This is a genomic window from Pseudomonas sp. GW821-FHT07F01 (assembly GCF_059418825.1).
Map to the genome: position 1 here is coordinate 557,426 of NZ_JBWKQO010000004.1, position 13,213 is coordinate 570,638.

The 13,213-nt window shown below is 64.3% G+C and carries 14 protein-coding genes; 7 read left to right on the forward strand and 7 right to left on the reverse strand.

Annotated elements, in window-relative coordinates; genetic code table 11:
• Positions 1 to 10: 10 nt before the first annotated feature.
• From AC07R1_RS17010 to AC07R1_RS17020, 3 genes are all read left to right on the forward strand, one after another.
• The gene (locus AC07R1_RS17010; RefSeq protein ID WP_011059871.1) at positions 11 to 625 is read left to right on the forward strand and encodes an RNA polymerase sigma factor; all 615 of its coding nucleotides are present in this window, start codon (positions 11 to 13) and stop codon (positions 623 to 625) included.
• On the forward strand, positions 619 to 852 hold the full coding sequence (locus tag AC07R1_RS17015) for an anti-sigma factor family protein (protein WP_011059872.1): 234 nt from the start codon (positions 619 to 621) through the stop codon (positions 850 to 852). The genes AC07R1_RS17010 and AC07R1_RS17015 overlap by 7 nt, the downstream gene beginning before the upstream one ends.
• Positions 853 to 1,278: 426 nt before the next feature.
• A complete protein-coding gene (locus tag AC07R1_RS17020; RefSeq protein WP_011059873.1) occupies positions 1,279 to 2,613 on the forward strand; it encodes an OprO/OprP family phosphate-selective porin in 1,335 nt (444 codons plus the stop codon).
• 103 nt (positions 2,614 to 2,716) lie between these two features.
• Here AC07R1_RS17020 and AC07R1_RS17025 read toward each other — a convergent pair whose 3' ends face one another.
• Positions 2,717 to 3,118: a nuclear transport factor 2 family protein gene (locus AC07R1_RS17025; protein WP_026019998.1), complete on the reverse strand. Its 402-nt coding sequence runs from the start codon at positions 3,116 to 3,118 to the stop codon at positions 2,717 to 2,719.
• Complete coding sequence (locus tag AC07R1_RS17030) at positions 3,099 to 4,466, reverse strand: MFS transporter (protein WP_019093330.1); 1,368 nt, start codon at positions 4,464 to 4,466, stop codon at positions 3,099 to 3,101. The genes AC07R1_RS17025 and AC07R1_RS17030 overlap by 20 nt, the downstream gene beginning before the upstream one ends.
• Positions 4,467 to 4,556: 90 nt before the next feature.
• On the opposite strand from AC07R1_RS17030, the gene AC07R1_RS17035 reads away from it, so the two are divergent.
• Positions 4,557 to 5,456 (forward strand): LysR family transcriptional regulator, encoded by a 900-nt coding sequence (locus AC07R1_RS17035; RefSeq protein WP_495110765.1) that lies wholly within the window; start codon positions 4,557 to 4,559, stop codon positions 5,454 to 5,456.
• A 75-nt stretch (positions 5,457 to 5,531) separates the two neighbouring features.
• The gene (locus AC07R1_RS17040; protein ID WP_011059877.1) at positions 5,532 to 6,656 is read left to right on the forward strand and encodes a GNAT family N-acetyltransferase; all 1,125 of its coding nucleotides are present in this window, start codon (positions 5,532 to 5,534) and stop codon (positions 6,654 to 6,656) included.
• Between the two features lie 16 nt (positions 6,657 to 6,672).
• On the opposite strand, the gene aqpZ is transcribed toward AC07R1_RS17040, so the two are convergent.
• From aqpZ to AC07R1_RS17065, 5 genes are all read right to left on the reverse strand, one after another.
• Positions 6,673 to 7,371, reverse strand: a complete 699-nt coding sequence (aqpZ, locus tag AC07R1_RS17045) for an aquaporin Z (protein ID WP_011059878.1) — start codon at positions 7,369 to 7,371, stop codon at positions 6,673 to 6,675.
• A 322-nt stretch (positions 7,372 to 7,693) separates the two neighbouring features.
• Positions 7,694 to 9,526, reverse strand: coding sequence for an ABC transporter ATP-binding protein (locus AC07R1_RS17050; protein ID WP_015634574.1), 1,833 nt, complete (start codon positions 9,524 to 9,526; stop codon positions 7,694 to 7,696).
• Positions 9,527 to 9,616: 90 nt separating this feature from the next.
• Positions 9,617 to 10,180: a peptidylprolyl isomerase A gene (locus AC07R1_RS17055; RefSeq protein WP_011059880.1), complete on the reverse strand. Its 564-nt coding sequence runs from the start codon at positions 10,178 to 10,180 to the stop codon at positions 9,617 to 9,619.
• A gap of 3 nt (positions 10,181 to 10,183) precedes the next feature.
• Complete coding sequence (locus tag AC07R1_RS17060) at positions 10,184 to 10,987, reverse strand: alpha/beta fold hydrolase (protein WP_207239882.1); 804 nt, start codon at positions 10,985 to 10,987, stop codon at positions 10,184 to 10,186.
• Positions 10,988 to 11,017: 30 nt separating this feature from the next.
• Entirely contained in the window at positions 11,018 to 11,941 is a 924-nt protein-coding gene (locus AC07R1_RS17065) for a PA3225 family LysR-type transcriptional regulator (RefSeq protein ID WP_011059882.1), read from the reverse strand.
• A gap of 49 nt (positions 11,942 to 11,990) precedes the next feature.
• On the opposite strand from AC07R1_RS17065, the gene AC07R1_RS17070 reads away from it, so the two are divergent.
• Both AC07R1_RS17070 and AC07R1_RS17075 read left to right on the forward strand, forming a co-directional pair.
• Positions 11,991 to 12,305: a hypothetical protein gene (locus tag AC07R1_RS17070; protein ID WP_011059883.1), complete on the forward strand. Its 315-nt coding sequence runs from the start codon at positions 11,991 to 11,993 to the stop codon at positions 12,303 to 12,305.
• Positions 12,306 to 12,463: 158 nt separating this feature from the next.
• On the forward strand, positions 12,464 to 13,063 hold the full coding sequence (locus AC07R1_RS17075; protein WP_011059884.1) for an FMN-dependent NADH-azoreductase: 600 nt from the start codon (positions 12,464 to 12,466) through the stop codon (positions 13,061 to 13,063).
• The last annotated feature ends 150 nt before the right edge of the window (positions 13,064 to 13,213 follow it).

Consider the following 13,213-nt stretch of genomic DNA (forward strand, 5'->3'; position numbering starts at 1 on the left):
CGAGGCACGAATGGCCGCTGCTGATGACACGCAACTGCTAGAGCGCCTGTTGGCGGGCGAACAAAAGGCTTACAAGGAACTGGTCGGCACCTACCAGAGCGCCATGCGCGCCGTGGCCTACGCCATTGTCGGCAACCGCCACGCCGACGAAGTGGTACAGGACGCCTGGCTGTCGGTGGTGCGCAACCTGGCGGGTTTCCAGGGGCGTTCCAGCCTCAAGACCTGGCTGCTGACCATCACCGCCAACGCGGCCAAGAGCCGCTACAAGCAGAACCGCCGGGAAGTGTTGCTCGACGATCTGCCGGCGCCCCATGGCACCGTGGGTGATGAGCGTTTCTCCTCCAGCGATGGTCACTGGCTGGTGGCGCCTTTCGCCTGGCACGAAGACACCCCGGAAGCCCTGCTGACCGAGTCCGAACTGCGTGACTGCCTGGAGCACACCTTGCTCAGCCTGTCGGAGTTGCAGAGCAGTGTCCTGCTGTTGCGCGAACGCCAGGGCCTGGAGCTGGAAGAGATCTGTAACCTTTTGGGGCTCACGCTCTCCAATGTCCGGGTACTGCTGCACCGGGCGCGTCTGAAGGTCTTCGCCACCGTGGAGCATTTTGAGGAAACCGGCCAATGCTGACCTGCAAGGAACAAGTGGCACGATCCAGCGATTATCTCGATGGCCAGTTGAGCTTTCGCGAGCGCTTGATGGTGCGCCATCATCTGTTGTTCTGCCCCAACTGCCGGCGTTTCATTCGCCAGATGCGCCTGCTCCAGGCCACCTTGCGGGTGCTTCCGGAGCCGCCCCTGGAGGGTCTCGACGAACTGGCCGAGCGTCTGGCCGCCGAGCGCCAGAACCACCGCTGATCCTGCCTCCCCCCATGGCTCGGTAGCCGCTGTCGAGCCCCGGCGAGGCTGCGAAAAGGCCCGCAGGGCCTTGCTTGACGGTCTCCCGTCGAACCTCCAGCGCCCTCAGGACCGCGGCGTCTCCTACGGAGCCGTTCTCCGCCTCGCCGGGGCTCGACGACTACAGACACCACATGAAACTGTCATCCGATCAAAGGTGACAGTGTTCTGGTGTCCCCCTATTCCCCCGCAAAACCCAGGGCAAAGGCTCTAGTACAGGCTTTTTGCCTTATTTCATTTCGAAGTAAAAAAGTTCCCCTGTAATCAAATCTTTATCTATCAGCAACCCGGCTGAAATAACCCCTCGCCAAGATTCCCACCCAACACCAGCGGGCCAACCCCGCGTGTTTTCCAACGCTACAGACCACCAATTAGGGGAACTCTTCGATGATCCGTAAGCACTTCGCCGGTTTTGCCGCCAGCGCCCTGGCCTTGGCAGTAACCGCCCAGGCTTTCGCTGGCACCGTCACCACCGACGGCGCCGATATCGTAGTCAAAACCAAGGGCGGCCTTGAGGTTGCTACCACCGACTCCGCGTTCAGCTTCAAGCTGGGCGGTCGTCTGCAAGCCGACTATGGCCGTTTCGACGGGTTCTACACCAAGAATGGTGACAGCGGCGACGGCGCGTACTTCCGCCGCGCCTATCTGGAATTGGGCGGCACCGCCTACAAGGATTGGAAATACCAGATCAACTACGACTTCTCCCACAACTCGGGCACCGCCGATGACGGTTACTTCGACGAGGCGTCCATCTCCTACGTCGGCTTCAAGCCGGTGACCCTGCGCGCCGGCCGCTTCGACGAAGACTTCGGCCTGGAGAAGGCCACCAGTTCCAAGTGGGTTACCGCCATGGAGCGTAACGCCGCCTACGAGCTGGCCGACTGGGTCAACTCCCACGAGAACGGCATGGGCCTGCAGGCCAGCTCGGTGGTCGCCGACATGGCCTACCTGTCCGGCAGCGTGGCGGCCAAGGACATCAACGACAAGGACGGCGACAGCGTCAAGCAGTTCAACGCCCGTGCCGTGTTCGCCCCGATGCACGAGACCGGCAACGTCCTGCACTTCGGTCTGGACTTTGCCAGCCGTGATGTGAGCGACACCGCTTTCGACTCGCGGATCCGCCCACGCCTGGGCGTGCGTGGTATCGCCACCAACGGCGGCAACGATGCCGGCACCAACGGCAACCGTGCCACCTTCGGCGGCGGCGCCGGCCTCAACGCGTCGAGCCAGACGGCCGTTGGCGCCTATGACAATGACCGGGTGTTCGGCGGTGAATTCGCCTTCGCCACCGGCCCGTTCTCGGCCCAGGCGGAATACCTGACCCGCAAGCTGCAGGCCGACAGCAACGCCTACAAGGACGTCAAGGCCACCGGTTTCTACGGCCAACTGGCCTATACCCTGACCGGCGAGGCCCGGGTGTACAAACTCGACGGCGCCAAGTTCGACACCATCAAGCCCGAGAACAAGCAGTACGGTGCCTGGGAAGTGTTCTACCGCTACGACAACATCAAGGTCGATGACAAGAACGTCGTAGCCGCCACCGCCACCCGTGACGTCGGCGATGCCAAGGCCACCATGAACACCATCGGGGTCAACTGGTACGCCAACGAGGCGATCAAGATTTCCGCCAACTACATCAAGGTCAACACCGACAAGATCACCAACAACGTTGGCGATGACAGCGGCGATGCCCTCGTAGCCCGTGTGCAGTACGTGTTCTAACGCTGTTGCAACACCCAGGTAGAGCTCTTTCTCATCCGTTATAGCTCCTCTCGTTTTAACCCCGCCCCGGCGGGGTTTTTTTTGCCGGCTGCACGGGCGCCTCTCAAGGGCAGGCGGTTTCGTGCAGGTACAGCCACTGCGCCGCATCGCCCTGCACGCGAATGATCGCCAGGGACAGGCGCGCGCTTTCGACCTGGCCCAGGCGGTGGGTTTCCTTGTAGTGGATCGCCGCGCTCTGGCCTTCCTGCCACACACAGCGCACCTGGCTGATGCTGATTTCCAGACCGGGGCGTTGGCCCAGGCCTTCGCGAAACAGCTGTTCCACCTGCTCGCGGCCGACCATGGCGCCGCCGGTGGTGACCATCTGGAAGTCTTCGGCGAACAGCCCCAGCAAGGGATCGATGCAGGCCTCGGCATCCCCGCGCTGGTTGGTGAAGACGCTGTGAATCAGTTGGTGAATCCAGTGCACGCTGTATTGCGCCTGTCTAGCGATCGAGTTGGGCATGGGAGGCCTCGGGTGGTGGGAGTCGGTTCAGGGTCAACAGGGGTAGCAGGCCGGCTGCGGCGGCCAGCAAAAGGCTCAGGTGGTAGGCGCCGGTGACGCCCCGATAACCCAGCAGCAGGTTGTAGAGCATCAACAGCAAGGCCGCGCCGAGGCTGAAGGCCATCTGCCGGTTGATGTTCCAGATCACGCTGGCCTTGTGCGTATCGGCGCCGTCGAAGTCCAGCAGGGCGGTGGTCTGCGCGGTATTGGCACCGGCGCCGCCGCCCAGGCCCATCAGCAGGTAGGCCAGGCTGATCAGGGGCAGATCGGCCAGCGAATCGACCCCGTACAGGCTGGCGATGCCGGCGCTGTGCAGCACCAGGGCGATGGCGAACAGCCGTGCGGCGCCCAGGCGATTGTACAAACGTCCGCAGGCGAGCATCGCCAGCAGTGCGCCGGCGGCATACAGCAGCATGAACATGCCGCTGTGCTGGGCGCTCAGGTGCAGGCTCTCCTGAAGGAAGAACAGGCTCAGCAGATTGACCCCGGTGAAGACCCCGGGGATCGCGTGATAGATAGCCACCGACAGGCCCAGGCGCGGATTTTTCAGCAGCCGCAGTTCGACGATGGGCCGGGCGCAGGCCCGACAGTGACGCCGGTAGCACTCGGCCAATAGCAGGCCGGCAACCAGGCCCGGTGCGGCCTGATGGGCCGGGTAGCCGCTGCCGTACAGCGACATGCCGAGCAACAGGCAGCCCAGGCTCGCAGTCACCAGCAGCAGGCCGCGCAGGTCCGGGCGCGGCGGTGGCGCCGAGCGCTCGGCGTTGATCCAGCACCAGGACAGCAACGCCGCCAGCAGCGACAGCGGCAGGCTGGCGAAGAACACCCAGCGCCAGGAACTGTGGTCGACAATGGCCCCACCCACCGTGGGCGACAGCGCTGGCGCCAGTAGCGCCACGGCCATCACCAGGGTGGAGATCCGCGCCCGTTGCGTGCCCTGGAACAGGTTGAAGGTCAGTGCCTGCCCCAGGGGAATCAGCAGGCCGCCGGCCATGCCCTGGACCAGCCGCCAGAACACCAGTGGCATGAAGCTGTCGGCCAGCCCGCACATCAGCCCGGCAACGCTGAACAGCAGCATCGAGGCGCAGAGCACCTGGCGGTTGCCGAAACGCGCCGCGAGCCAGGTGCTGATGGCGATCACCAGGGTCAGGCCGAGGATGTAGGCATTGGCGACCCAGGCCACGGCGGCGCTGGACACTTGCAGTTGGGCGGCGATAGTGGGCAGGGCCACCGCCGACATGAAAATGTTGACGCAGTCGATGAAGAATCCGAGAAGGAATACCACCGCCACTTTGTATCTGTAAGTCATGCCGTCTCCCTTTTGGCGCGCAGCTTAGGGAGCTTGGGGGCAGGGTGTCGAGGTGCCTATACTTGACGCATTGTTTAATAGGATTTGACAATGAGCGAAAATTTTCACGGCCAGCTGCACCGGGTACAGACCTTTCTTGCGGTGGTGGACTTCGGCTCATACACCCGCGCCGCGCAGTACCTGGGCATCAGCAAGGCCATGGCCAGCCTGCACATAAAGGCCCTGGAGCAAGCGCTGGCGAGCACCTTGCTGATCCGCACCACGCGGCAGGTGACACTGACCGAGACCGGCCAGGCCCTCTACGACGAGTTCAAGGGGATTGTCGCCAATATCGACACCGCCTTCGACAATGTGCTGCACGGGCGCGACCGGGTCAGTGGCAAGTTGCGCATCAGCTCCACGGCGGAGTATGCCGAGACGTTCGTGTTGCCGATCCTGCCGTTGTTCACCGCGCGTTATCCCGAGGTGCGCCTGAGTTATCACTTCAACTCGTCGTTGAATGATCTGGTGGCGGAAAAGCTCGACCTGGTGATCCGCCTCGGGCACCTGGCGGACTCGGGGTTCAAGGGGCGCCAGCTGGCGGACTACGCCATTGTCCTGGTGGCCAGCCCGGCGCTGCTCAAGGACCGGCAGGTGACGCAGCCTGAAGAGCTCGATGCCTGGCCCTGGATTGGCAACAGCAACCTGGGCGGGCCGCCGGGCTGGACCTTCAGCCATCCGCGCCGTGGCGAGGTGGAGGTCAAGGTCAGCCCCGGGCACGAGTCCAACTCGGCGACGGCGATTCGCGCCATGGCCCTGGCCGGCCTGGGGCTGGCGGTGCTGCCGGAGTGGATGGTCCTCGATGATCTGGGCAACGGGCGGCTGGTGCGGGTATTGCCCGAGTACCGGCTGGCCACGCAGCCGGTGCATGTGCTGTTTCCCAACAGTGCGCACCTGCCGCGCAAGTCCCGGGTGTTCATCGACTTTCTGGCGGAGCGCCTGGGGCGCTAGCGCTGCGGCGGTTTCGGTGAACCCGGGGATGGAGGATACTCCCCGGGTTGTTCGATCTGAATTCCGGGGACCCCGATGCCGCTGCAATCCTTGAACAGCCTGTCCGCCGTCGATCCTGCGCAATGGGATGGCCTGCTCAAGGACGGGCAACCCTTTGTGCGCCACGCCTTTCTCAGTGCCCTGGAAGACAGCGGCAGCCTTGGCCCGCGCTCTGGCTGGCAGGCCGAGCACCTGCTGCATGTCGAAGACGGTCGGCTGCTGGCGGCGCTGCCCAGCTATCGCAAATGGCATTCCTACGGCGAATACGTGTTCGATCATGGCTGGGCCGATGCCTGCGACCGGGCCGGAATCGACTACTACCCCAAGCTGCTGACGGCGGTGCCGTTCAGCCCGGTGAGCGGCGCCCGGGTGCTGGCAGCGACCCAGGCAGATGCGCTCGAACTGCTGAAAAGCCTGCCCGGCTACCTGGAGATCGAAGGGCTTTCCAGTGCCCATATCAACTTCACCGACGATTTCAGCGACGCGGCCCTGGAGCAGCAACCGGGCTGGCTGCAGCGCCTGGGCTGCCAGTTTCACTGGCAGAACCGTGGCTACCGGGACTTTCAGGATTTCCTCGATGCCCTGAGCTCGCGCAAGCGCAAGCAGATGCGCAAGGAGCGCGAGCAGGTGGCGGGGCAGGGCATTGATTTCCAGTGGCTCGAAGGCCATGAACTGGACCAGGCGCAGTGGGATTTCGTCTATGCCTGCTACGCCAACACCTACGCGGTGCGGCGCCAGTCACCCTACCTGACCCGAGCATTTTTCAGCCTGCTGGCCGAGCGTATGCCCGAAGCGATCCGCGTGGTCCTGGCCAAGCAGGGCGGGCGCCCGGTGGCCATGGCCTTCAGCCTGGTGGGCGGCGACAGTTTCTATGGGCGCTACTGGGGTTGCCTGGCGGAGTTCGACCGCCTGCATTTCGAGACCTGTTTCTACCAGGGCATGGAGTACGCCATCGCCCAGGGGCTGCAGCGCTTCGACGCCGGCGCCCAGGGCGAACACAAGCTGATTCGCGGCTTCGAACCGGTGCTCACCCGCTCCTGGCACTACCTGCGCCATCCCGGGCTGAAGGCTGCGGTGAAGGATTTCCTGCAACAGGAACAGGCCGGAATCCGCGCCTATGCGCAAGAGGCGAGGGACGCCTTGCCCTATCGGCAGGCGTGACCCTCGCCGGCGTTGCTCAGCCGTCTTCCTTGCCCAGCCAGCGATAGACCACACCGCCGATCACTGCGCCAAGGATCGGCGCCAGCCAGAACATCCACAGCTGCTGCAACGCCCAGCCGCCGACGATCAGCGCCGGTCCGGTGCTGCGGGCCGGGTTGACCGAGGTGTTGGTGACCGGGATCGAGATCAGGTGAATCAGGGTCAGGGCCAGGCCGATGGCGATGGGCGCCAGCCCCGCCGGGGCGCGTTTGTCGGTGGCACCGAGGATGATCACCACGAACATCAAGGTCATCACCAACTCACAGACAAAACCCGCGGCCATGGAATAGCCCCCGGGGGAGTGTGCGCCATAGCCGTTGGACGCCAGCCCCGAGGCCAGTTCGAACCCCGGCTTGCCGCTGGCGATGAAATACAGCAGCGCCGCGGCGATCACTCCGCCGATCACCTGCGCGACGATATAGGCCGGCAGTTCCCTGGCCGGAAAGCGTCCACCCACCACCAGCCCGACGGACACCGCGGGGTTCAAGTGGCAACCGGAGATATGGCCGATGGCGAAGGCCATGGTCAGCACCGTCAGGCCGAAGGCCAGGGCGACCCCGAGCAGGCCGATACCGACGTTGGGAAAGGCCGCCGCCAGCACGGCGCTGCCGCAACCGCCCAGGACCAGCCAGAACGTACCGAGCAATTCGGTGACAGAACGTTTGAACAAAGACATGAGAGAGTCCTTGATAGGTCAACCTATCAACGCGATACAACTGTTATGCATCCCGCAGGTTAACTACAGGTTCCGCTCCGGAACCTAGGCTGAGTACAGCAGGCTTTCGGCGCAATTCCACTCGCCCATGAAAAACGCCAGGGCCCCCTGAAACCGGGGGCTCTGGCGCATTGTGCGGCAACTTTCTGTAGCTGATTAGCACCCTGTAGCCGCTGCCGCAGGACTCGCAAGGCGGCCGCCGCGTTTTACCAGACGAACCGCGAACTCCGGTTCTACGGCCCCTGCGGGGCCGATCGCAGCCTGCGGCAGCGGCTACAGAGGCTCAGTCGATGCCGACGAAGCCTCCGGTCTGGTGCTGCCACAGGCGCGCATACAGGCCGCCGTGGGCCAGCAGTTCGGCGTGGGTACCGGTCTCGGCGATGCGCCCCTGTTCCAGGACCACCAGGCGGTCCATGCGGGCGATGGTGGAGAGGCGGTGGGCGATGGCGATCACGGTCTTGCCTTGCATCAGGGTCTCCAGGCTTTCCTGGATCGCCGCTTCCACTTCCGAGTCCAGGGCCGAGGTGGCTTCGTCCATGATCAGGATCGGCGCATCCTTGAGCAGCACCCGGGCAATGGCGATGCGCTGGCGCTGGCCGCCGGACAACTTGACCCCGCGCTCGCCGACATGGGCGTCGAAGCCGGTGCGGCCCTGGGCGTCGGACAACAACGGGATGAACTCGTCGGCACGAGCCTTGCGCACTGCTTCCCAGAGTTCCTCGTCGGTGGCGTCGGGGCGGCCGTAGAGCAGGTTGTCGCGGATCGAGCGGTGCAGCAGCGAGGTGTCCTGGGTGATCATGCCGATGCGTTCGCGCAGGCTTTCCTGGGTTACCCCGGCGATGTCCTGGCCGTCGATGAGGATCTTGCCACCCTGCAGGTCGTAGAGGCGCAGCAGCAGGTTGACCAGGGTTGACTTGCCGGCCCCGGACGGGCCGATCAGGCCGATCTTCTCCCCCGGGCGGATCTCCAGGTTGAGGTCGCTGATGACCCGGTTGGCCTTGCCGTAGTGGAACTCCACATGTTCGAAACGCACGCCGCCCTGGGCCACCGCCAGCTTCGGTGCCTGCTCGCGGTCGGTGAGTTGCAGGGGCTGGGCGATGGTCTTCAGGCCGTCCTCGACCATGCCGATGTTTTCGAAGATGCCGTTGATCACCCACATGATCCAGCCGGACATGTTGACGATGCGGATCACCAGCCCGGTGGCCAGGGCAATGGCCCCGGCGCTGATCAGCGACTGGCTCCACAACCACAGGGCCAGGCCGGTGGTGCCGGCGATCAGCAGGCCGTTGAGGCTGGTGATGGTCACGTCCATGGCGGTAACCACGCGCCCGGCCAGCTGGCTCTTTTCGGTCTGCTCGGCGATCGCCTCGCGGGCGTAGCTCTGCTCGAAGTGGGTGTGGGCGAAGAGCTTGAGGGTGGTGATGTTGGTGTAGCCGTCGACGATTCGCCCCATCAGCTTGGAGCGGGCGTCGGAGGCGTCCACCGAGCGCTTCTGGATGCGTGGCACGAAGTAGCGCATGGCACCGATGAAGCCGGCGATCCACAGCAGCAGCGGGATCATCAGGCGCCAGTCGGCGTCGGCGAACAGCACCAGGGAACCGATGGCGTAGATGGTCACGTGCCACAGGGCATCGATCACCTGCACCGAGGAGTCCTGCAGCGAATAGCCGGTCTGCATGATGCGCTGGGCGATGCGCCCGGCGAAGTCGTTCTGGAAGAAGTTCAGGCTCTGGCGCAGCACGTAGCTGTGGTTCTGCCAGCGGATCAGGCTGGTCATGCCAGGGTTGATGGTCTGGTGCATCAGGAGGTCGTGCAGGCCCACCATCAGGGGCCGGAACAGCAGCGCCACCACCGCCATCCAGGCCAGTTCCAGGCCGTGGTCGGTGAACACCTGGACGCTGGGGGTGCCCTGGGCCAGGTCGATGATGGTGCTCAGGTAGCTGAACAGCGACACCTCGATCAGGGCCACGAACAGGCCCACCACCAGCAGGGCGACGAAGCTCGGCCAGACTTGCTTGATGTAGTGGAAGTAGAAGGGCAGGACCCGGTTGGGCGGGGTGGCGCTGGGAGCGTCGCGGAAGATGTCGATCAGTTGTTCAAAACGACGAAAGAGCATGGGGTCTGAAGCCCGGGGTACGGGCTCTCCTGTGCAGAAAACGGACGGGGCGCCGGGTAGGGCGCCGCCGTCGGGACAGGCTGCGAAGTATCAGTCGATACGCTTGGCCGACTTGATCAGTACCGGGTCGATCGGCACGTTCTGCATGCCCTGCTTGGTGGTGGTCTGGGAGTTGACGATCTGGTCCACCACGTCCATGCCGCTCACCACCTTGGCGAATACGGCGTAGCCGGCATCGCGGCCCGGGTCGAGGAAGGCGTTGTCGGCGACGTTGATGAAGAACTGGCTGGTGGCCGAGTTGGGGTTCGAGGTACGGGCCATGGACAGGGTGCCACGCACGTTATGCAGGCCGTTGGAGGCTTCGTTCTTGATCGGGTCGCGGGTGTCTTTCTGCACCATCTGCGCGGTGAAGCCACCGCCCTGGACCATGAACCCCGGGATCACCCGGTGGAAGATGGTGTTGGTGTAGAAGCCGCTGTCGACGTAGTCGAGGAAGTTCTTGCTGGAGATCGGTGCCTTGACCGGGTCCAGTTCCACTTCGATCTTGCCGAAGCTGGTGTCCAGCAGGACGTGGGGCGCCTTGGCCGGTTGCGCGGCCATCAGGTTGGCCGCGAAGAGTACGGAGCCGGCGACGAGGGCGATTTTTTTCAGCATGGGTCAGTGATCCTGGGTGGTGGTGTCGACTGTGGTCATGAAGTCCAGCAGGGTTTGGTTGAAGCGCTGCGGCTGGTCCAGCGGCGTGGCGTGTCGGGAGTCCTCGATCACCACCAGCCGCGCGTCCGGCAGCAGTTTGACATAAGCCTCCTTGAGCGCCACCGGGGTGTAGTCGCGGTCGGCGCTGACGACCAGGGTTGGACAGGTGATTCGTGACAGACGTTCCTGAACCCCCCAACCGACGATGGCGTCGAAGCTGGCGAGATAAGCACGTTTGTCGTTTTTTGCCCAGCGCTCGGCCATCTTCTGCCGCAGCTCGCCCTGCTCCGGCTTGGGAAACAGCCGCGGGCCCAGGGCCTTGCCGATGGCGCTCGGGCTCAGCACCCGGGCCAGGCTCCAGCGCTTGAACCACTGCCAGTAGTCGTTGGCGCTGCGCAGCTTGACCTCGGGGCCGCTGTTGACGATGCACAGGCTCTTGAGCAACTGCGGCTGGTCCACCCCCAGCTGGAAGCCGATCATGCCGCCCATGGACAGCCCGACGTAGTGGGCCGGGCCCAGGTTCAGGTGCTCGATCAGCGCCACGATGTCGGCGGTGAAGCCTTTGATGCTGTAGCGCTCCCGGGGCTTGTCGGAGCGCCCGTGGCCGCGGATGTCCGGGACGATCAGCCGATAGCGGGCCGAGAGCGCGGGGATCTGTTTTTCCCAGTCCAGGGCGCTGGAACCCAGGCCATGGACCAGCAGCAGGGGGTCGCCCCGGCCGTATTCCTCGTAGTGCAGGGTGCAACCTTCATGCTCGAAATAGGCCATGGCAGAACTCCTGTTCTGGTGGGTGGGGCGTCAGGCTTGCTCGGGGGCGGCAAAGGGCGCATCCAGGGGCGCGGTGTCGAAGGTGCGCAGCAGCTCCACGAGGATCTGCGTCGCCGGGCCCAGGGGTTTGTCCTTGTTGGAGTAAAGGTAGAAGGTCGGGTGGCGGCTGCCGCCCTGGTCCAGGGGCAGGACCTTGAGCAGGCCTTCGCGCAGCTCGCGCTCGATCAGGTGCCGGGGCAGCCAGGCAAAGCCCAGGCCGCTGCCGACGAAGGTCGCGGCGGTGGCCAGGCTGCCCACGGTCCAGCGCTGTTCGGCGCCGAGCCAGCCGACATCGCGCGGTTGCTGGCGGCCGGAGTCGCGGATCACCACTTGCAACTGGCTTTCCAGGTCCTGGAAGTGCAGTTCCCGCTGCAGGCGGTGCAGGGCGTGTTCCGGGTGGGCCACGGCGACGAACTCCACCGAGCTCATCTCGGTACCCAGGTAGCCGGGAATGTTGAAGCCGCTGATGGCCAGGTCGGCCACCCCTTCGAGCAGCACTTCCTCGACCCCGGACAGCACTTCCTCGCGCAGGCGCACGCGGCAGCCACGGCTTTGCGGCATAAAGGCGGTCAGGGCGCGTACCAGGCGCGCGTTGGGGTAGGCAGCGTCCACCACCAGCCGCACTTCGGCTTCCCAGCCCTGTTCCATATGGTGGGCCAGGTCTTCCAGCTGGCTGGCCTGCTTGACCAGTTGCCGGGAGCGGCGCAGCAACACGCCGCCGGCTTCGGTGAGCACTGCCTTGCGGCCGTCGATGCGCAGCAGCGGCACGCCGAGCTGGTCCTGCATGCGGGCCACGGTGTAGCTGACCGAGGACTGGGACCGGTGCAGCGCTTCGGCGGCCTGGGCGAAACCGCCGTGGTCGACCACCGCCTGCAGGGTGCGCCATTGATCCAGGGTCACGCGGGGCGCTTTCATGAGGGGCTCCTCTTGTCCTAAGCTGGCGCTCCTTACTGGAGACTGCCGAATGAGAAAATTCTGTTGTGTGTTGCTGGCTCTGTTGCCCTTGAGCGCCTGGGCCTATCCCATCGAAGTCGAGAAGCAGCTCAATGGCCAGAGCATCGATTACACGGCCTATGACACCGATGAAGACATCGGCTCCATCCAGTTGAACAACTACGGCAAGAGCGATGCGCTGTGCTCGGTGGTGTTTCGCAATGGCCCCGAAGCGCCGCGCACCCGCAAGGTGGAAGTCGCCGCAGGGCAGAGCAAGAACGTTACCGCCAAGTTCAATCGCAAGATCATCAAGCTGCGCCTGGACCTGACCTGCCAGGCCAAATGATCGAAGTGGGCCCGGCCCGGCCGGTTGCTGCAGGGCTGGCTCCGCTTATAAACGAATTTGTTGATTGGTTATAGCAGTTATTTGCGCTTTTTCATCGATATCACTCTGTTTAATCTGCGCTCCATCGACTTACGCATACCCCGATGGAGATTTGTGCCATGTCCCGCGTCCTGATCATTGAAAGCAGTGCCCGCCAGCAGGATTCCGTATCCCGCCAGTTGACCCAGACCTTTATCCAGCAATGGCAAGCCGCCCACCCGGGTGATTCGATCACGGTACGCGACCTGGCCCGCAACCCGGTGCCGCACCTGGATGCCAACCTGCTGGGGGGCTGGATGAAACCCGCCGAGCAGCGCAGCGCCGCCGAGCAGGACTCCCTGCAACGCTCCAATGAATTGACCGAGGAATTGCTGGCCGCCGACGTCCTGGTCATGGCCGCGCCGATGTACAACTTCGCCATTCCCAGCACCCTCAAGGCCTGGCTCGACCACGTACTGCGCGCCGGGGTGACCTTCAAGTACACCGACACCGGGCCCCAGGGCCTGCTCACCGGCAAGCGTGCCTACGTGCTTACTGCCCGCGGCGGTATCTACGCCGGCAGCACCGCGGACCACCAGGAACCCTACCTGCGCCAGGTGATGGGCTTTATCGGCATCCACGATGTGGAGTTCATCCACGCCGAAGGCCTGAACCTGGGGGGCGATTTCCACGAGAAGGGCCTGAACCAGGCCAATGCCAAGCTGGCCCAGGTGGCCTGAGCCGCGATTCTTGAGCCCAGGCGCCGCTCAGCGAAGGGCAGGGCGGCGCCGTTAATCCGCAGATAATCCACCGGTGTTCAAGTAGCGCCTGCGCATCCCCCTTCAAGCCGGTTCGCGCATCGAACCTCCCTTTGTACTGGTTGCTCCTTC